The sequence below is a fragment of the Paludibacterium denitrificans genome (assembly GCF_009707705.1).
In the GTDB taxonomy this organism is placed as follows: Bacteria; Pseudomonadota; Gammaproteobacteria; order Burkholderiales; family Chromobacteriaceae; genus Paludibacterium_A; species Paludibacterium_A denitrificans.
In genome coordinates, this window is the sequence record NZ_WLYX01000001.1 from 1304988 (window position 1) to 1324517 (window position 19530).

A 19530-nucleotide genomic window follows, 5' to 3' on the forward strand; every position below is an offset into this window, starting at 1 on the left:
CCCGGCACTGGCCAGCAACGCCCCGTGGTGGGAACGTCTGAGCAGTGACATCAGCCAAAGCCCTGGGCGAGCTGGTACACATCCGTCGCCTCGACAAGCCGGAAGCCCTGCTGCTGTCGCCGGAACAAGCCTTCTTCCTGCGCGAAAACCTCAAAATGCGCCTGCTGGATGCGCGTCTGGCGCTGATTCAACGTGATGGCACCACGTTTGCCGCCGACATCGACGCGGCACAACGCTACGCCCAGCGTTACTTCGACAGCAACGCTTAAGCAACACCAAACAGTGGCTGGCCACGTTGGCCGAACTCAAGAACGCACCATTGGGTGTCGCCCTGCCGGACATGGCCGCCAGCCTGAAGGCGGTGCGCGATGCCCAAGGCGTAACGGGAGGCTAAACGGTGAGATTCGTCCTGTGGATTATCGGGCTGTTTGCCCGGCGGTACTGGTTGGTCTGGCCGCCAACCTCAATACCGGTTACGCCATCCTGTTCCTGCCGCCGTACCGGGCCGAGGTATCGTTCAACCTGCTGATCGTCGGCGTGGTACTGCTCATCGTGCTGGCCTACGCCGTGCTGCGGCTGATTGCGCTGGCCGCCAACCTGCCAGAAGAAGTCCGCCGCTTCCAGCGCCAGAAACGCGCCAAGGCCGCCGTGACCGCCCTGCGCGAAGCCGGTATCGCCTTCTTTGAAGGCCGTTACCAGAAAGCCGAACGCGAAGCGCTCAAGGCGCTGGAATCGGACGATCTGCCGGAAAGCCGCGCACTGGCGCTGCTGATGGCTGCGCGCGCCGCCGGTTCGGTCAACGCACTGGAAAAACGCGATCACTATCTGGCGCAACTGGATGGCCTGCCCGATCGCCTGCAACTGGCACGGCACATGCTGGATGCCGAACTCAAGCTGGACGCCAAGGATGCCTTGGGCGCACTCGCCGCCATCGAACGCGCCCGTGCACTGTCGCCCAATCTCACCAGCGCGCTCAAGCTGGAACTGAAAGTTCGTCTGTTGCAGAAGCAGCCGGAAACCGTGCTGGCGCTGACCGAACGGTTGCTAAAGGCCGAAGCGCTGGAGCCGGAGCAAGCGCGCCGCTACCGGCTGGCCGCTTACAGCCAGCAGCTGGCCAGCTTCATCAACGGCAAGGAAGTGCGTGACTGGCTACGCCGCATCCCGGAAACCGAACGCATCAATCCCAAGCTGGTCAATGAAACAGTGGCCCGGCTGATTGCGCTGGAAGACTACGACTTTGCCGCCAGCCTGCTGGCCGGTGCGCTGGCAGACGATGAGCAAGCCACGCCGGAGCTGGCCCGCGATCTTGGACAGTTGGCCGAACACCTGAGCGCCGAAAAACGCCCGGAACTGCTCAAGACGGCGGAAAACTGGCTGAAAACCCGTCCGCGCGACCACATGCTGTTGCTGGCGCTCGGCCGTCTGGCCATGAGCCAGCAGCTGTGGGGCAAAGCCCAAAGCTATCTGGAAGCCAGCGCCTCGATCGAGCCGACCTTGTGTGCCCACGCCGAACTGGCGCGGCTGTTCGAAGCCACCGACAAGGAAGACAAGGCGGCCGAACATTACCAGCGCAGCCTGCAATTGGCTCTGGAGCGTGGTTGCTAAGCCAGCAACGCCTACCAACGCACCAAACAAAACGGCCGCCCTCATCGGGGCGGCCGTTTTTCATGTCGTGCCAGCGTGTCAGTTCAGTATCTTGCTCTTCAACTCATTGATGCGCGCCAGCGTCATCTCGGTTTCACAACCCAGCCGCGCCTGCTCTTTCTCGCTCCCCCCTCATCGGTGGTTTGCGACGCCTTCAATTTGCACTCCAGATCGCGCTGTTTCAGCCAGATGCGCTGTTCGGCCAACAACTGGGCCCGGCGCTCCTTGCTGGCACTTTGCCACACCAGATTGATGGCGCCATTGGCATCATCCAGTTTCTGCCGGCTTTCTGCACGGCAATGGCGGCCAGTTCATGTTGCACCTGCGCCTGCTCCGCTGCTTGCTGCTGCTCGCGTGAGGCATTCTCGGCTTCGGCCTTGGCCACTTCCAGCTGGCGCTTCTCCAGCACGCCTTTGACCAGCACGGCAGTCAGGATGTCGGCGGTGAACGCACTACTCTTACTGCCATTATCGAGGCTGGCAAACAGCTTCTTGCCATCATCGGTGGGCTGCACCGAATATTCGATCGATTCCTCGACACGGTTGGCCTCCAGCTTGGTGCCGCTGTCCTGCGCAAACTTCTCCAGCGAAGCGAGAGACATCAGCTCGCGCGCCTTGTTGGCATCGCGGATGTAATCGGCGGGGAGCGTAATGTTGAGCGTACCGGCACAAAACTTCTTCGAACTGTCCGGATCATTCTTGGTGGTTCGCACATCAACCACCGCAAAATTCAGCTGGCTGACCAACGCCCGGATCTTTGCCCCGTCAAAAGCATTCTGCATGTCACGTTCGGCATTCTGACCGTTTTTACCGATAGCCTTGTTGATGCCATCCGTCAGAATATCCTTGATCAGCGCCTGCGTGCTTTCGCCACTGCAACTGGTTTCCTGCTTATCCAGACACCCACCCAACACCACACATGTCCCCAACAGCAGCAATGCTTTTTTCATCCAGTCTCCCTTTATGCATGCGCAATGATTGTCCGTTCAATCATGCCATAAAACCCCGGCATGACAAATAAAAGCCCCCGGCATAACCGGGGGCCAGAACGCCTTGCCACAACGACGGGATCAGTGCACCACGCCCTTCACCAAATCCTCGACCACTTTCTTGGCGTCACCAAACACCATCATGGTTTTATCCATATAGAACAGCTCGTTGTCGAGACCGGCATAACCGGCGTTCATCGAGCGCTTCACCACGATAACCGTACTGGCCTTGTGCGCTTCCAGAATCGGCATGCCGTAAATCGGGCTGGACTTGTCCTTCTGCGCCGCCGGGTTCACCACGTCGTTGGCGCCAATCACCAGTACCACATCGGTATTGTTGAAGTCGGAGTTGATCTCCTCCATTTCCAGCACCTGTTCGTACGGCACTTCGGCTTCGGCCAACAGCACGTTCATGTGGCCCGGCATACGGCCCGCCACCGGGTGGATGGCATAACGCACCGTCACGCCCTGCTCCTGCAACAGCTCGGCAAATTCCTGTAACGCATGCTGGGCACGCGATACCGCCAAGCCATAACCGGGGACGATCACCACGCTGTCGGCATTGCTCATCAGGAACGCCGCGTCTTCCGCCGAGCCCGACTTGTAATGCTTGGGACCGGCATCGCCAGCCGCGCCGCCAGCGGCCACTTCGGCACCAAAGCCACCCAGCAACACCGATACGATGGAACGGTTCATCGCCCGACACATGATGTAGGACAGAATGGCCCCGGATGAACCTACGCAGGCACCGGCAATGATCAGCACCGGGTTGTTGAGGGTGAAACCGATACCTGCTGCCGCCCAGCCGGAGTAGGAGTTGAGCATCGATACCACCACCGGCATGTCGGCCCCGCCAATCGGGATGATCAGTGTCACGCCCAGCGCCAGCGCAATCGCCAGCATCGCCAGAAAGGCGGCGTGGCTATCGGTGACGAAATAGGCAAGGCCAAAGCCCAGCATGCTCAACGCCAACAACAGGTTCAGCCAATGCTGACCATTAAAGTTGATGGCCTTGGAGCCGAACTTGCCAGACAGCTTGCCGTAGGCGATCACCGAAGCGGTAAAGGTGATGGCACCGATGAAGGCACCGATAAACAGCTCCACCTTTTGCACCGACGTGTGCTCGACACCGGCATGAAAGATGGCCGCCACGGCAATCAGCACCGCCGATAGGCCCACCAGCGAGTGCATGGCGGCCACCAGTTCCGGCATGCCGGTCATCTGCACGGTTTTGGCTTTCCAAGCGCCAATGGCCCCCCCTGCGACAATCGCGCCGACAATCAGCGCCACCACGGGTTTGTCCATGATGATGAAGGTCGTCGCCACGGCAATCACCATGCCGATGATGCCGAACTTGTTGCCGCGCAGCGCCGTCACCGGGCTGGACAGCCCCTTGAGCGCCGGGATGAACAGCACGGCCGCGACCAGATAAAGTACTGCGGAAATATTAGCCATGGTTGTTCCTTATTTTTTCTTCTTCTTGAACATGTCCAGCATGCGCTGGGTGACCATGAAGCCGCCGAAGATGTTGATACTGGCCGGAAGATGCCAATGGTGCCCAGCACCGACGTCAGCGTAATTTCGCTGCCATTGATATCCACCACCTGCAGCATGGCGCCAACGATGATGATGCCGGAAATGGCATTGGTTACCGCCATCAGCGGGGTATGCAACGCAGGCGTCACATTCCACACCACGTGATAACCAACGAATACGGCCAGAATAAAGACCGTCAGACTGGTGATAAACGGATCAACCATTCCGTTCTCCTTAGTGAGCCGCCGGGAAACGAACCTGCCCATCATGGGTCACCAGCGTTGCCGCCAGCAGGTCGTCTTCCAGATTAAGGGTGAAACCGTCCTTGCTCAGCATCAGGCTGAGGAAGGTCAACAGGTTCTTGGCATACAGGCTGGAGGCATCCGCCGCCAACAGGCCCGGCACATTGATGCTGCCGACAATGGTCACACCCTGTTCGGTGCGCACTACCTCGCCGGTGCGCGTCAACGCACAGTTGCCACCGGCTTCGGCTGCCAGATCGACAATGACACTGCCCGGTTTCATGTCGGCCACCACCTCGGCGGAAACCAGCTGCGGCGCAGGTTTACCCGGAATCAGCGCCGTGGTGATGATGATGTCGGCCTGACGCGCCTGTTTGGCCACCAGTTCGGCCTGACGACGCTTATAGTCGTCCGACATTTCCTTGGCGTAGACACCATCGTTGGCCTTGCGCTCCTCTTCACTCATCGGCACTTCAAGGAACTTGGCACCCAGCGACTCCACTTGCTCCTTGGTCGATGCCCGCACGTCGGTGGCTTCCACGACCGCCCCCAGACGTTTGGCGGTAGCAATCGCTTGCAGGCTAATCCACGCCCACGCCCATGATCAACACGCGTGCCTTAAGCTTTACCGTACCCGCGGCCGTCATCAGCATCGGCATGAAGCGCGGATAGTGTTGCGTAGCCAGCAATACCGCCTTGTAACCGGCGATGTTGTTCTGGCTGGACAACACGTCCATGCTTTGCGCACGTGTGGTGCGCGGCAGCAGCTCCATGGCAAAGGCAGAAACCTTCTTGGCCGCCAGTAATGGGAACGTCGCATTCTGGTACGGAGCCAGCTGACCAATCAGCACAGCGCCCGGTTTCAGCTCGCCAACGGCCGCCTCATCCAATGGACGCACCGTCAGCACAATATCACCCGCCGCCAGCGCGTCGGCACGCGTTTCGGCCAACGTTGCACCAACCTCCGTATACGCCGCATCGGGCAGCGCGGCATGTTGCCCGGCTCCCCGCTCCACCACCACGGCATGTCCCATGGCGATGAGCTTCTTCACCGTTTCCGGTGTCGCGGCCACGCGGGTCTCACCAGCCAGCCTTTCGGCCGGGATAGCGATTTGCATGGTCTTGCTCTCCTACAGTAGTTAAATGACAAAAACTAAAAGATGGCTAACACCCGTGCGGCGTCGATTCGAACGGGCGTTTTAATTCTATTAGAGCCATGACACGGCCTTTTCTGCAAGCCTTTAGCGCCAGTCGTTGGTTCCGTCAACAAATTGTTCGACAATAACCAATAAATTCTTTAACGAGTAAATCGTGCAAAATATTTCTGTGGCAGGACAGGCTCGGCTGCACCCCAACAAAACGTTTTATATGGTTTTATTTATCGTTTCACATCAGATTAAACAGTTTTTGGATCAGACATCCATTACATAAGAAGCTGAAACAAAAACACTAATGTCCAGTTCACGGAGTTGTAAAGCAGGGTTTACTCTCGGTTTTACCAGACAACGCAATAACCATATGTTTTATATGAATACTTTCAGCGAAAATTTTCATGACGAAATAATCTTTCATCTGAAAATATCGTGGTTATGACCGAGATAGAGAGAAAAAGCGGGAGAAGACAAAATCATGCAGGATAACTTTGCTAGCCTGGCGACGCCGGACTAACAAAGAACAAACAACCCGCAGACAGCACATCCGCGGGCACACGGTGGCAGATCGGACATCTGCCACGCGGAGAAAACCCGGCCTAGCGCACGCCGCGCCCGTGACGGGGGCAACGCAGCTGACGCGAGCCATGCCCGCTACGTCGATGCACACGGCAGTCCGGCCGGTGGCCCGCCGAGGCACGCGCGGCAACAGCCGGACGGCCTGCCACGCCAGCATCCGGCTCCGTCACCAGATTGCTACTGCCATGTACCCGGTTACCCGCAGCCTTGGTCACGACAGGGGCTGCCACACAGGTCAGCGGCAACAGTACGAGCAACGCTACACCACATAGCGACAGAGATCTTTTCATCCAACACTCCACAAGTTTGCGCTTACCGCCTAACGGCATCGCAATAACGCAACAAAAAGCCCGCCATCATGGGCGGGCCGATCATCAGTTGGCTTGGCATCTGCCAATCAACCGATGGTGTCTTTCAGTGCCTTGCTGGCGGTGAACGTCACTTTTTTCTTGGCCGGGATCTGAATGGCCTCGCCAGTCTTGGGGTTGCGGCCGGTACGCGCTGCCGTTTCCTTGGCCTTGAACTTGCCCGCAGCAATGGTCACGTCATCACCAGCGGCCAGCGCCTTGATCAGGGTCTCGTCAAAGGCGGCCAGCACTTTCAGCACGTCGGCTTTAGTCAGGCCGGAATGTTCGGCCAAGGCGGCAATCAGTTCTGCTTTAGTCATGGAGTCTCTCTCCGAATAGGTACGGCGCAGAACTTACCATTTTCACGTCCAAGTGTCATGCGGTGACCGACGGTTGGCGGAGAAAAGATCACACCGTGCACCGTTTTCTCCCGGCGCCCGGCACAATGGCCGCCACAACCGCACCATCGGCTGGTATCTTGACAGCCGTTTTCGTGTGTCTTTGTGCAATCGCCATCAGGAGAAGTCGTGGCTTGGGTCGTAACAAAATACCTGCTGACTGCAGCAGTAGTGGTTCTGGTGTCAGAATTCGCCAAACGTAGTGACAAGCTTGGCGGCTTTATCGCCGCGCTGCCCTTGGTCACGTTTCTGGCGTTAATCTGGCTGTATGTTGAAAAACAGCCGCCGGAAAAAATCGCCAACCACGCGTGGTACACCTTCTGGTATGTCCTACCAACATTGCCGATGTTTCTTGCATTCCCCGCACTATTACCACGCATCGGATTCTGGCCAACCCTGCTCGCGTCTGTCGTCATCACGGTAGTGTGCTTCGGAGTGTTCGCCTTGGTCGTGCGCCGTTTCGGCATTGAACTTCTTTAGCCGTCGCCGCTGGCAGGCAGTTGCGGCCAGCAGTATCAGGTGCAAAGAGAGGCTAACTGCTGACCGGCTACTCGCCTCCATCATGCTTAAGCATGCCATGCCATAATTGGCGCCCTGCCAGACTCCTGCCCTTAACCAGATACACCCGGGGGAAATTTCTGCGGGTAGGAGGTGTGGTGACCCAGCGAGCAGATCAGTAGCCATTGGAGATATGGTCCCAATGCGGCGTGGAGAACGTTGGCCGAAAACAGAGACTCAATAGTGCCAACGACATGATCAGGTAAAGAAGTAACGCACCAAATGGAAGAAGATGGGAGCGGCAAAGCTCACGGAATCCATTCGGTCCATGGTGCCGCCATGCCCCTCGATCATCGTGCCCCAATCCTTGGCACCCAAACTACGTTTGATGGCCGACATGACCAGCCCGCCAAGAAATCCCATGAGAACGATAACAAACGACATTCCGGCGGCTTGCCGGGGGTGAAGGGAGTAATCCACCACATACCGGTACCGATGGCGATGGCCGCCAAACCGCCACCGAGGAACCCTTCGACTGTTTTGGAGGGGCTGACGATGGGGGCAATCTTGGTACGCCCAAACAGTTTGCCGAAAACGTACTGCATGACGTCGCTGATTTGAACCACCAGCAGCAGATAGAACAGCAATAACGCATCTTGCCCGGCATAACCGGAATCTTCAGCAATAGCAGCGCCGGGGCGTGGCTGATGCAATAGATGGTAATCATCGTCCCCCATTGAATCTTGGCATTTCGGGCAAGGAAATCCTCGGTATCTTCCGCGAGCGCGCTGAAAATCGGCAACATGAGGAAACCATAAACCGGGATGAAGATTGAAAACAGGCCATACCAGTCAACGCCTATCAGCACATACTGAACGGGCACCAGCACAAAAAACGCCAAGGACAGCGAGTGATGATCACCCGGACGCGTTGGCGTCAGGGTAATGAACTCGCGCAGGGCCCGGAACGACAAAAAGGTGAACAGGACGAGGGTGGCGGCTTGCCCCAGCAAAAAGGCAACGGCGAACACCGCCACCATCATCCACCATGCACGGATGCGGGCGTTCAAGTTGGTGACCGTGGCCAGTCCGCTTTCGCTCGTTACACGCAGACGAAGGATGCCGCCAATGACACTTGCCACGGCAAGCAGGGCAACAATCCCGGACATCAAGAGAACAAATTTGTGGTGTGGTGTCATGAGAGCTCGACAACGCTTTGGTAAGCACGGGCCGAGAATTGCTCCTTGGTTTCTCCTGCGATGCGGACAAGAGGAGGGCCGAAACGGACCGTGCAGATCATGGGGACGGGAAGCAAAGAACCTTTCGGCATACTGCGGTGCAGGTTCTCCAGATAGACCGGAATGAGGGCGACATCAGGAAATGCCGGGCCAAGCGATACAGACCGGACTTGAATGGGCCGGGCAAGCGTTCCGGATGGCGGGTTCCTTCCGGGAAGATGATCAACGAATCACCCTGTTTCAACGCCTCCCGTAATGGTCCCAGCGGATCGGCTCCAACCTGTTTGTGCGACCGGTTGATCAGCACCGCGTTGAGGCCTTTAACGGCAATATATCGACGAAGCCAATCATGCCCCCAGTAGTCCATTGCCGCGACGGGACGCGTCCGGAGCCGTTCGTTATGGGGTAATGCCGACCAAAGGGCGATTGTGTCGATATGGCTACTGTGGTTCGCAAAGTAGATGGCTTGCCCCTTACAGGGGCCCGAATCGATATATCTTGCGGCAGCGCCAACCAGAGTTCGCACCAAGCCAATAAGAACGTAAGAGACCCACGACATCTAACCGGCCTTCAATTGATGAGTGATGGCAAGAGTACGGCTGATGCAGGTCACCAGACTGCCCGCAGCAATCACGGCAGCGGCAATCGCCAATGCCCAGTGCATAGTGCCGAAATGACTTTCGACGGCGGCAGCCAAACACCCGGCCGTCATCACGGCCATACGATGTTGTTTGGCCATCGGGCCACGGAAATCTTGCGGAAACCCGAGTGTTCCACCGAATAGTCTGATGTAGGCCGTGAGTGCCGCCGCCAATGCACCCAACCAGCCAAGCCACGACATCCCGGCAGCGTACCCTAGAGCCACAATTAACACCGAATCCGCTACCCGATCAGGAAATTCGTTGTAAAGGCTACCGACGACAGACTTCTTGCCGCCCTCAACGGCCACCATGCCGTCCAGCAGATTGCATATCAGCCGCAGCTGGATGCATAGAGCGCAAGCCATAAAGGCCACCGGCTGCTGACTGGCAATAAGGATTGCAGCGCCGATAGAGGCAAAAATGGCGCTTGCCACAGAAATTTGGTTTGGCGTTACGCTGGTGCGTACGAGGGCTGAGGCAGCGGCCTGAGCCCAGTGGCTCGAACGAGCTCGAATGGGCCGCCGGTTGTTATCTTCTGACATATTCCTGAGCTACAAATCATAAAATATCATTAGCATATCATGCAGAATGAGTATCACGGTCTGAGCGCGGCGTTGATCACTCAGCTCGGCGGATGCAGGATTCCCTGATCGTGTAAGTGCTGGTTGGTACGGCGTTCCTGCTGAGGTCAGGCATCCACAAAAAGGTGCCGTCGGTTTTCATCCGTATCGAAGCGCCGTTTCGGCTCGCCAAAACATCTGCCCTAGCAAGAGACATGTCTCCGAGTGATGAGTAAAAATCTGGGATTTTTGCCACTGTTACTGGGGATTCGCCCCGCTTTCGCTGGATAACAAAAAGCGTTGGCCGACAAGGGAGAGTTCGAACATGACAAAAAAGCAAAACCCCCGGATCTCGGGGGTTTTGTTGGGGCTCAGGAAGCGACAGGAATGCGGCGGAACAGGGCTTATTTCCCAATACAAAACCGGCTGAAAATCACCCCTAACAAGTCGTCCGGAGTGAATTCACCGGTAATTTCGGCCAACGCCTGTTGGCTCAGGCGCAATTCCTCCGCCAGCAGCTCCACCTGTTGATAGCTATCGCGGGCCTGCTCCAGATGCTGGCTGGCGCGACGCAGGGCATCCAGATGGCGCTCACGCGCCAGAAACACCCCTTCGCTGTCGCCGTGGTAGCCGATCAATTCCAGCAGCTTGGCACGCAGCAATTCCACCCCGGCGTGCGTGCGGGCCGACAAACGCACCAGCGGCTGGCCATCCATTTCGGCCAACCCTGCTTACTCGTCGGTCAGGTCCACCTTGTTGAACACGAATACACGCGGCAGAGCCTCGGGCAGGCGCGCCAGAATCGCCGCCACTGCATCGGTCAGCCCTTCCCGGCTATCCACCAGCACCAGCGCCAGATCGGCGCGTTCCACCGCTTGCCGGTCCTGGCGATGCCGATCTTTTCTACCACGTCTTCGGTTTCGCGCAGGCTTAAGCAGTATCGATCACATGCACCGGCACGCCGTCGATGACGATCTGCTCGCGCACCGTATCGCGCGTGGTGCCCGCCACATCCGTCACGATGGCCACGTCATCGCCCGCCAGCGCGTTCATCAACGATGACTTGCCGACATTGGGTTGCCCCACCAGCACCACGTGCATGCCTTCACGCAGAATCGCGCCCTGTCGGGCGGTGGCCTGCACTTGCTGCAATTGTTGCTGCAACGCAGTCAGCTTGCCCAAGGCGTTGGCGGCTTCGAGAAAATCGATGTCTTCCTCGGGGAAGTCGAGCGTGGCTTCTACCAGCATGCGCAGGGTGATCAGGTCGTCCACCGTGGTATGGACATGCTGGGAAAACGCGCCCTTGAGAGATTTCAGGGCACTTCTGGCTGCACTCTCGCTGCTGGCATCAATCAGATCCGCCACGCTTTCAGCCTGCGCCAGATCCATCTTGTCGTTGAGGAAGGCGCGTTTGGAAAACTCCCCCGGTTCGGCCAGCCGCGCGCCCAGCTGGATACAGCGCGCCAGCAGCATGTTGAGCACCACCGGGCCGCCATGCCCTTGCAGCTCGATGACATCCTCACCGGTAAAACTGTGAGGCGCAGGAAAGTACAGCAGCAGGCCATTGTCGATGGCACTGCCATCGGCGGCCAGAAAATCAGTATGCATGGCGTAGCGCGGTTGCGGCGTCTTGCCGCCACTGAGCTTCTGCGCCAAGGCCAGCAGGTTCTGACCGGACAAGCGGATCACGCCGACACCACCCCGGCCCGGAGCGGTGGCAATGGCACAGATGGTAACGGGGGGTGTAGGCAACGGTCATGATTCACTTTCCAAAAACAGGTATGGTCACCAGCGCCAAGACGAACTCAACCAACAACGGCAGCGCAGTCAGTACCGGGTAACCCGATGGGTTTTATAGCGGGTTTCGGCCAACCTTGTCAGGCCAGTACAGGAAAAAAGCCCGGTCTGCGGGACCGGGCTTGCGTCAAACGGAACAGGCGCTACGCTCAGGATTGCAACGCGGCCTTTTTCTCGCTTTCGATCTTGTTGTTGATGTACCACTGCTGCGTGATCGACAGGATGTTGTTCACAAAGTAGTACAACACCAGACCAGCCGGGAAGAAGAAGAACATGGCGGAGAAAGCAATCGGCATGATCTTCATCATCTTGGCCTGCATCGGATCGGTCGGCGGCGGATTGAGGAAGGTCTGCGCGAACATGGTCAGCGCCATCAGCACCGGCAGCACGTAGAACGGGTCCGGACGCGACAGATCGTTGATCCACATGATCCACGGCGCCTGACGCAACTCAACCGAAGCCAGCAGCGCCCAGTACAGGCCGATAAACACCGGGATCTGGATCAGCATCGGCAAGCAACCACCCAGCGGGTTGACCTTCTCGCTCTTGTACATCTCCATCACCGCTTGCTGGAACTTCATGCGGTCGTCGCCGTACTGCTCCTTCATGCGCTCCAGACGCGGCGCCAGCGCCTTCATCTTGCCCATGGAACGGTACGATGCCGCCGTCAGCGGATAGAACACGGCCTTGACGATCAGGGTCAGCAGCACAATCGCCCAACCCCAGTTCAACACCAGCGCGTGCAGCTTGGTCAGCAGCCAGAACAGCGGCGAGGCAAAGATGTGCACCCAGCCATAATCCTTGGCGTACTCCAGACCATCAGCCACCTTGGTAATGATGTTGTAGTCTTCCGGTAGGCATACAGCGGCACCGTCACCGAGGCGCTCTGGCCCGGATTGATGGTTTTCAGGTCAACCAGCGCTGCCGCAGAGTACAAGCCATTATTGGCTTGCAGTTCAAAACGGCAGGACTTGTCATCCTTGCAGACACTTTGACCATTCAACGGCTTGAGTACCCGAGGCCGACATGAAATAGTGCTGCAGCATCGACACCCAGCCGTTGGAGCCGTTCTTGGCGTAGTCGCCCTTGCCCTTGGCCAGATCCTCGAAGCTTACCTTCTGGAACTTGTTTTCTGCGGTGTAAACCGCCGGGCCAGTGAAGGTATGCGAGAAGCGGCCTTCACCTTCCGGAGCCCGGGCATCACGCAACAGACGATAGTAAGCCGTCGGCGCCAGCGGCACCGTGCCACCGTTGACGATGTCGTAGCGCACGTCGATGTCGTAGCTACCCTTCTTGAAGGTGTAGACCTTGCTCACCTTGACGCCATTGGCAACCGGCGCAGTCAGCTTGACCTCCAGCTTGTCGCCGCTCAGGGTGTAGCTGGACTGCTCGGCGCTAAATACCGTCTTGTGGGTCGGCAACGCCGGATTGCTGGCCGCCATCAGGCCAGTCTGTGCCACATACACCCGGCCACCCTTGTCGGTAAACAGGGCAAACGGCTGCTTGGTATCCGTGGCCGAGTCATGCTTGAGCAGACTCAGCTGACGCAAATCGCCACCTACCGTATCGATTTCAGCCTTGAGCACATCGGTGTTCACGACAATACGCTGGCCCGAGGTCAGTTTGGCGCTCTCGAAGTCTGGCTGACGGGCGCGTTGACAGCTTTCTGGGCTGTCGGTGTCTGTACCGCCTGCACAGCAGGCTTGGGCGCAAAATATTCCTGCCATAGCAGCAGGATACCCATGGACAGCACGATGAAGATTATCAGTCGCTTGGAATCCATCTCTCGTTACCGGAAAGTTCAGGGAACCGGGTCATAGCCGCACCCCCCCCACGGGTGACAACGCGCAAGGCGTTTCACCGCCAGCCAGCCCCCCTTGAGAGGGCCATGCTTCTTCACCGCTTCCGTGGCATAGCTCGAGCAGGTCGGCACATAGCGGCAACGCGGTGCCAGCCACGGGCTGATTGCCAGCTGGTAAAAGCGGATCAGGAGGATGAGGAAGCGCGACATCGTGCCAGTTTAGCAAAGAGTATCGACAATGCCGTGACAGCTTCGCTTCGGTTTTGCCGAATGAAGGCCGCTTTGGCACGAACCACAAAGTCCATGTCGGGCAGATTGTGCTGATTCAGGCGGAACCACTCGCGCACAGTACGCTTGATATAGTTCCGGCGGTTCGCCCGCTTGGCCACTTTCTTGCCAACCACCAGACCGAGTCTGGCATGTCCCAACTCGTTGGGCCGGACGTACACCTGAAAAAAGCATTGCTGCGCGCTTGCCGCAAACTAAAAACGGATGAAAATTCATCCGTTTTTAACAGCCGGTGCGCACGGCGAAAGCGGTAAGCCGACAAGGAATTAGGCGGCCAGACGCTTGCGACCCTTGGCGCGACGGGCGGCGATAACAGCGCGGCCACCGCGGGTCTTCATGCGAACGAGGAAGCCGTGGGTGCGTTTGCGACGGGTATTGGAAGGCTGGTAAGTGCGTTTCATGATTGGTGATCCTATTTCGAAACGGGAAATAAACGCGTGATTTCACAAGAAAAATCCACTGTTGTCAATGCCAAATTTTTGCATCGCCTGTGGATAACTAGGGTGAAAACCGTTAGAATAAGCAAGCTTACCGAGAACAAGAACCCGCCGCCTGGTCCGCTATCCCGCACACTTCAGCCGGGCAAACGGCGCAACGACGGGGGGCACTCGACTCCGGTTTCCTTGCCAAACATGCCGTCATGGCCACGACACCCTCCGCTCCTGTCGGCGCAGCGCCCGGGGGCAACACGGTGCCGCCATGACCCTTCCCGCCGCCAACGCCACCATCTGCGCGGCGGGCTTTTGTTTTTATTTGCGTAACTGTAATGACCGAACTGGATCAATTCTGGCCTGCCTGCCTCGTTCGCCTTGAGGCTGAACTGTCTGCCCAACAGTTCAATACCGGATCAAGCCCCCGGCGGCCGAAGCCACCGAAGACGGTATCGCCTTGTTCGCGCCCAACCGCTTCATCATGCAGTTCATCAAGGACCGTTTCCTTGATCGTATCGAGGCGCTGGCGGTGGAACTGCTGGGCGAGGCCTCGGTCGAGTTGCGCCTAGGGTCGCCCTTGAACAAACCGGCCAGCAGCGCCAGCCCGCTCAAGGCAGCCAGCCAGCGCCCAGCCCCCACCAGCCCGGCCACCGCACAGGCACCGTCTCCGGCCAAACAGGCCGCCGTCAAGGCTATTGGTGGCAGCCATGAAAGCACGCGACTCAACCCGGCGTTTACCTTTGATACGCTGGTCACCGGTAAAGGTAACCAGCTGGCGCGCGCAGCGGCGATGCAGATTGCCGAGAACCCGGGCGATCAGGCCTACAATCCGCTGTTTGTCTACGGTGGCGTCGGTCTGGGTAAAACCCACTTGATCCAGGCCATCGGCAACCACGTGTTCCAGAAAAACCCGCAGGCCAAGATCCGTTACATCCATGCCGAACGCTATGTGGCCGACATCATGCGCGCCTATCAGCACAAGGCGTTTGACGAGTTCAAGCGCTATTACCACTCGCTGGACCTGCTGCTGATCGACGACATCCAGTTCTTTGCTTAAGCAAGAACCGCACACAGGAAGAGTTTTTCTACGCCTTCAACGCACTGATCGAGGGCGGCAAGCAAGTGATCATGACTTGCGATACCTACCCCAAGCAGATTGAAGGCATGGAAGAGCGTCTGATTTCGCGCTTCTCCCGGGGCCTGACGGTGGAAATCCAGCCGCCGGAGCTGGAAATGCGCGTGGCGATTTTGATGAAAAAGGCCGAGGCCGACAGCATCAAGCTAGATCACCCGGTCGCCTTCTTCATTGCCCAGAACGTGCGCTCCAACGTGCGTGAGCTGGAAGGTGCGCTCAAGCGCGTGGTGGCCTATGCCCGCTTTACCAACCAGAACATCTCGCTGGAACTGGTCAAGGAAGCGCTGAAAGACATTCTGGCCGCTGGCAACCGCCAGGTTACGGTCGACGCCATCCAGAAGACGGTGGCGGAGTATTACAAGATCAAGCTGTCGGACATGCACAGCAAGAAGCGCACGCGTGACATTGCCCGTCCACGGCAGGTGGCCATGGCACTGGCCAAGGAACTGACCCAGCTGTCGTTGCCGAATATCGGCGATGCGTTTGGCGGCCGCGATCACACCACGGTACTGCATGCCTGCAAAACCATTGCCGAAATGCGCGGCAGTGACGGCGACATCGCACACGATTACGATACGCTGCTATCCATGCTGCGTAACTGACATGTTTATTACTGATACTGCACATTCTCGGGAGTCCGGAACATGCTGATTCTGCAAGCCGAACGCGACACACTGCTCAAGCCTTTGCTGGCTGTGACCGGCATTGTCGAGCGTCGCCACACGCTGCCCATTCTCTCCAATGTCCTGATAGAGAAAAAGGGCGGGCAGGTGGGCTTTCTTGCCACCGATCTGGAAATTCAGATCACCACGGCCAGCGCCGATGAACTGGTACTAACGAAGACTTCCGCCTGACCACCTCGGCCAAGAAATTGCAGGACATCCTGCGTGCCATTCCGGACAAGGCCACCGTCACGCTGGAACAACTGGATGGCCGCCTGACGCTGAAAGCCGGTAAAAGCCGCTTCAACCTGCAGACGCTACCCGCCGAAGATTTCCCGCTGCTGTCAGTTGCTTAAGGCTCCGATGCCAGCTTCAGCCTGCCACAACGCGAACTGAAGCGACTGATCTCGCAAGTGCAGTACGCCATGGCGGTACAGGACATCCGTTATTACCTGAACGGCCTGCTGATGCAGACGGACGGCAACGAGGTCAAACTGATCGCCACCGACGGTCATCGTCTGGCCTTTGCCGCCGCCAACATCGAGGCGACGCTGCCCAAGGCGGAAGTGATCCTGCCGCGCAAGACCATCATTGAGCTGTACAAGCTGCTGCAAGACAGCGATGAGCCGATCGAGATCGAGGTGCTGGCCAATCAGGTACGCTTCAGCTTTGGTGCCACCGTGATCATCAGCAAGGTTGTTGACGGCAAGTTCCCCGACTATAACCGCGTGATCCCGCTGGATAACGACAAGATCTTTCTGATTGAACGGCTGAATTTCCTGCATGCGTTGCAACGCGCAGCCATTCTGGCCAATGAAAAATTCCGCGGCGTGCGCCCGGTGCTCAAGCCGGGTGCCATGTCCATCCTGTGTACCAACAGCGAACAGGAAGAAGCCGAAGAAGAGCTGGAGATCGCCTATCAGGGCGGTGAGCTGGAAATCGGTTTCAACATCAATTACTTGCTGGATGTGCTGACCAACCTGCCGGTCGACACGCTGCAACTGGCGTTTGGCGATGCCAACCGCAGTGCGCTGTTTACCATTCCGGAAGTCAGCAACTTCAAGTACATCGTGATGCCAATGCGCATCTGATAGCGGTTTCGGCCAACCTGGCACGATCAGGGTTGGCCGAAATGAGGGAGTACCGGCCTGATGCTTAAGCACTTCGGTGACACTTGCCACCACACGACAGAGAAGGTTTTATGAGCGAACAGGAATACGGCGCGGACAGCATTAAAGTCCTCAAGGGTCTGGATGCAGTCCGCAAGCGCCCGGGCATGTACATTGGCGACACTCAGGATGGTACCGGCTTGCACCACATGGTGTTCGAAGTGCTGGATAACGCCATTGACGAGGCGCTGGCTTAGCCACGCCGACACCATCAAGGTCATCATCAATCCCGACAACTCCATCACGGTATCGGATAACGGCCGGGGGATTCCCACCGACATCCACCATGAGGAAGGACGTTCGGCGGCCGAAGTGATCATGACCATCCTGCACGCTTACGGCAAATTTGACAGCAACAGCTACAAGATTTCCGGCGGTCTGCACGGCGTTGGCGTATCGGTGGTGAATGCGCTGTCCGACTGGCTCAAGCTCAAGATCTGGCGTGATGGCAAGGTACACGAGATGGAATTCCGCCGCGGCGATGCCGTCGCGCCGCTCACCGTCACCGGCCATACCACCCACCGCGGCACGGAAGTCACCTTCCTCGCCAGCGCTGAGACCTTTGGCACCGTCGAGTACCACTTCGACATCCTGGCCAAACGTATCCGCGAATTGTCGTTCCTCAACCGGGGCGTAGCCATTACCCTGATCGACAAACGCAGCGGCAAGGAAGAAAACTTCGCCTATTCCGGCGGTGTGGCAGGCTTTGTCAGCTACATGAACCGCAACAAGTCGGTGCTGCACCCCAAAGCGTTCTACAGCGTGGGGGAAAAAGACGGCATGACGGTAGAAGTCGCCATGCAATGGAACGACTCCTATCAGGAAAACGTGCTGTGCTTCACCAACAACATCCCGCAACGCGACGGTGGCAGCCACCTGACTGCGTTGCGCCAAGTGATGACACGCACGCTGAATCAGTACATCGAACAAAACGAAGTGGCCAAGAAGGCCAAGGTCGACACCACCGGTGACGACATGCGCGAAGGGCTGACCTGCGTACTCTCGGTCAAGCTGCCCGACCCGAAATTCTCCAGCCAGACCAAAGACAAACTGGTCTCCAGCGAAATTGGCCCGGTAGTCAACGAAGTTGTCAGCGAAGGCCTGAAAAACTTCCTGCTGGAAAACCCGACCGACGCCAAGATCATCTGCAGCAAGATCGTGGATGCCGCCCGCGCCCGTGAAGCCGCACGCAAGGCACGCGAAATCACCCGCCGCAAAGGCATCATGGACGGCCTTGGCCTGCCGGGTAAACTGGCCGACTGCCGGAAAAGAACCCGGCGCTGTCTGAACTGTATCTGGTGGAGGGCGACTCCGCCGGTGGCTCGGCCAAACAGGGCCGCGACCGCAAATTCCGTGCCATCCTGCCGCTCAAGGGTAAAATCCTCAACGTGGAAAAGGCCCGCTTTGACAAGCTGCTGCAAAGCCGTGAAATTGCCACACTGATTACCGCCATGGGCTGCGGCATCGGCAAGGACGAATACAACCCGGACAAACTGCGCTACCACCGCATCATCATCATGACCGATGCCGACGTGGATGGTGCGCACATCCGCACCCTGCTGCTGACCTTCTTCTACCGCCAGATGCCGGAGCTGGTCGAACGCGGCCACATCTACATCGCCCAACCGCCACTGTACAAGGCCAAATATGGCAAGCAGGAACGCTATCTGAAGGACGAATTCGAACTCAACCAGTTCTTGCTGCAACTGGCGCTGGACAAGTCCGAACTCACCCCATCAGAAGGCGCGGCACCGCTGGAAAACCACACGTTGGCCGAAATTGCCCGCCAATACCTGCTGGCCCGCGCCGTTATCGAACGTGAAAGCCGCGTGATCGACCATCTGGTACTGGAAGCCATGCTGAAAGTTGGCCGCCTGTCACTGGAAAGCCGGGCACAGGCACAGGCAACACTCGCCAGCCTCACTGCCGAGCTGCTTAAGCGGATGAAATTGGCCCGGAACTTTTGGCTGATGAAAAGAACGATGGCTGGATGCTCAAGATCATCCGCAAGCTGCATGGCAACGTGCTGGTCACCGTACTCGATCAGGACTTCCTGAATGGCAGCGACTATGCCGAACTGGCCAAGACCGGCGACCTGCTCAACGGGCTACTCGGCCGCGGGGCTACCGTCCGCCGTGGCGAAACCATCAAGCCGGTCAGCACATTTGGTCAGGCACTGGATTGGCTGCTGAGCGAAGTACGCAAGGGCATGAATATCCAGCGCTACAAAGGTCTGGGCGAGATGAATCCGGATCAGCTATGGGACACCACGATGGACCCGACCGTGCGCCGCCTACTGAAAGTGAAAATCGAAGACGCCATGAGTGCCGACGATGTCTTCACCACCCTGATGGGCGACAATGTAGAACCCCGTCGCGCCTTTATTGAAAGCAATGCACTGATTGCACGGAATATCGACGTGTAGG

14 protein-coding genes and 8 pseudogenes are annotated in these 19530 nt (G+C 57.9%); 6 read left to right on the plus strand and 16 right to left on the minus strand.

The window, feature by feature from the left end; all coding sequences use genetic code 11:
• Positions 1-44 precede the first annotated feature (44 nt).
• Both GKE73_RS08695 and GKE73_RS08700 read left to right on the plus strand, forming a co-directional pair.
• Complete coding sequence (locus GKE73_RS08695) at positions 45-269, plus strand: uroporphyrinogen-III C-methyltransferase (RefSeq protein WP_230369756.1); 225 nt, start codon at positions 45-47, stop codon at positions 267-269.
• Between the two features lie 142 nt (positions 270-411).
• Positions 412-1605, plus strand: coding sequence for a heme biosynthesis HemY N-terminal domain-containing protein (locus GKE73_RS08700; protein ID WP_230369757.1), 1194 nt, complete (start codon positions 412-414; stop codon positions 1603-1605).
• A 122-nt stretch (positions 1606-1727) separates the two neighbouring features.
• Here GKE73_RS08700 and GKE73_RS25560 read toward each other — a convergent pair whose 3' ends face one another.
• The 8 genes and pseudogenes from GKE73_RS25560 to GKE73_RS08730 all read right to left on the minus strand — a co-directional run bounded on the left by GKE73_RS25560 (position 1728) and on the right by GKE73_RS08730 (position 6807).
• Entirely contained in the window at positions 1728-1889 is a 162-nt protein-coding gene (locus GKE73_RS25560; RefSeq protein ID WP_376767309.1) for a lysozyme inhibitor LprI family protein, read from the minus strand.
• Positions 1826-2593, minus strand: coding sequence for a hypothetical protein (locus GKE73_RS08705; RefSeq protein ID WP_230369758.1), 768 nt, complete (start codon positions 2591-2593; stop codon positions 1826-1828). The genes GKE73_RS25560 and GKE73_RS08705 overlap by 64 nt, the downstream gene beginning before the upstream one ends.
• Before the next feature lie 120 nt (positions 2594-2713).
• Positions 2714-4087, minus strand: a complete 1374-nt coding sequence (locus tag GKE73_RS08710; protein ID WP_230369759.1) for an NAD(P)(+) transhydrogenase (Re/Si-specific) subunit beta — start codon at positions 4085-4087, stop codon at positions 2714-2716.
• Between the two features lie 9 nt (positions 4088-4096).
• Positions 4097-4392: pseudogene (locus GKE73_RS25565) on the minus strand (proton-translocating transhydrogenase family protein).
• Between the two features lie 10 nt (positions 4393-4402).
• Positions 4403-4951 (minus strand): Rossmann-fold NAD(P)-binding domain-containing protein, encoded by a 549-nt coding sequence (locus GKE73_RS25570; RefSeq protein ID WP_376767310.1) that lies wholly within the window; start codon positions 4949-4951, stop codon positions 4403-4405.
• Positions 4952-4991: 40 nt separating this feature from the next.
• The gene (locus GKE73_RS25575; RefSeq protein WP_280954850.1) at positions 4992-5528 is read right to left on the minus strand and encodes a Rossmann-fold NAD(P)-binding domain-containing protein; all 537 of its coding nucleotides are present in this window, start codon (positions 5526-5528) and stop codon (positions 4992-4994) included.
• A gap of 632 nt (positions 5529-6160) precedes the next feature.
• Positions 6161-6430 carry a hypothetical protein gene (locus GKE73_RS08725; protein ID WP_230369760.1) on the minus strand — a complete coding sequence of 90 codons (270 nt, stop codon included), beginning with the start codon at positions 6428-6430 and terminating at the stop codon, positions 6161-6163.
• Positions 6431-6537: 107 nt separating this feature from the next.
• On the minus strand, positions 6538-6807 hold the full coding sequence (locus tag GKE73_RS08730) for an HU family DNA-binding protein (RefSeq protein WP_230369761.1): 270 nt from the start codon (positions 6805-6807) through the stop codon (positions 6538-6540).
• A 207-nt stretch (positions 6808-7014) separates the two neighbouring features.
• On the opposite strand from GKE73_RS08730, the gene GKE73_RS08735 reads away from it, so the two are divergent.
• Complete coding sequence (locus GKE73_RS08735; RefSeq protein WP_230369762.1) at positions 7015-7365, plus strand: DUF3147 family protein; 351 nt, start codon at positions 7015-7017, stop codon at positions 7363-7365.
• Positions 7366-7641: 276 nt separating this feature from the next.
• Here GKE73_RS08735 and GKE73_RS25580 read toward each other — a convergent pair.
• The 8 genes and pseudogenes from GKE73_RS25580 to rpmH all read right to left on the minus strand — a co-directional run bounded on the left by GKE73_RS25580 (position 7642) and on the right by rpmH (position 14108).
• Positions 7642-8581, minus strand: a pseudogene (locus GKE73_RS25580) (phosphatidate cytidylyltransferase).
• Between the two features lie 97 nt (positions 8582-8678).
• Positions 8679-9179 carry a lysophospholipid acyltransferase family protein gene (locus GKE73_RS08745; RefSeq protein ID WP_230369763.1) on the minus strand — a complete coding sequence of 167 codons (501 nt, stop codon included), beginning with the start codon at positions 9177-9179 and terminating at the stop codon, positions 8679-8681.
• On the minus strand, positions 9180-9695 hold the full coding sequence (locus tag GKE73_RS08750; RefSeq protein ID WP_230369764.1) for a CDP-alcohol phosphatidyltransferase family protein: 516 nt from the start codon (positions 9693-9695) through the stop codon (positions 9180-9182).
• Positions 9696-10225: 530 nt separating this feature from the next.
• Positions 10226-11580 (minus strand): annotated as a pseudogene (gene mnmE / locus GKE73_RS08755) (tRNA uridine-5-carboxymethylaminomethyl(34) synthesis GTPase MnmE).
• A gap of 187 nt (positions 11581-11767) precedes the next feature.
• Positions 11768-13401 (minus strand): annotated as a pseudogene (yidC, locus tag GKE73_RS08760) (membrane protein insertase YidC).
• 18 nt (positions 13402-13419) lie between these two features.
• The gene (gene yidD, locus GKE73_RS08765) at positions 13420-13629 is read right to left on the minus strand and encodes a membrane protein insertion efficiency factor YidD (RefSeq protein WP_230369765.1); all 210 of its coding nucleotides are present in this window, start codon (positions 13627-13629) and stop codon (positions 13420-13422) included.
• A pseudogene (gene rnpA, locus GKE73_RS08770) lies at positions 13605-13969 on the minus strand (ribonuclease P protein component). The gene yidD and the pseudogene rnpA overlap by 25 nt, the downstream one beginning before the upstream one ends.
• Before the next feature lie 4 nt (positions 13970-13973).
• Positions 13974-14108 carry a 50S ribosomal protein L34 gene (rpmH, locus tag GKE73_RS08775; protein WP_230369766.1) on the minus strand — a complete coding sequence of 45 codons (135 nt, stop codon included), beginning with the start codon at positions 14106-14108 and terminating at the stop codon, positions 13974-13976.
• A 365-nt stretch (positions 14109-14473) separates the two neighbouring features.
• Between rpmH and dnaA the strand changes: the two are divergent.
• The 3 pseudogenes from dnaA to gyrB all read left to right on the plus strand — a co-directional run bounded on the left by dnaA (position 14474) and on the right by gyrB (position 19529).
• Positions 14474-15875 (plus strand): annotated as a pseudogene (dnaA, locus tag GKE73_RS08780) (chromosomal replication initiator protein DnaA).
• Between the two features lie 42 nt (positions 15876-15917).
• A pseudogene (gene dnaN / locus GKE73_RS08785) lies at positions 15918-17026 on the plus strand (DNA polymerase III subunit beta).
• Between the two features lie 110 nt (positions 17027-17136).
• A pseudogene (gyrB, locus tag GKE73_RS08790) lies at positions 17137-19529 on the plus strand (DNA topoisomerase (ATP-hydrolyzing) subunit B).
• The last annotated feature ends 1 nt before the right edge of the window (position 19530 follow it).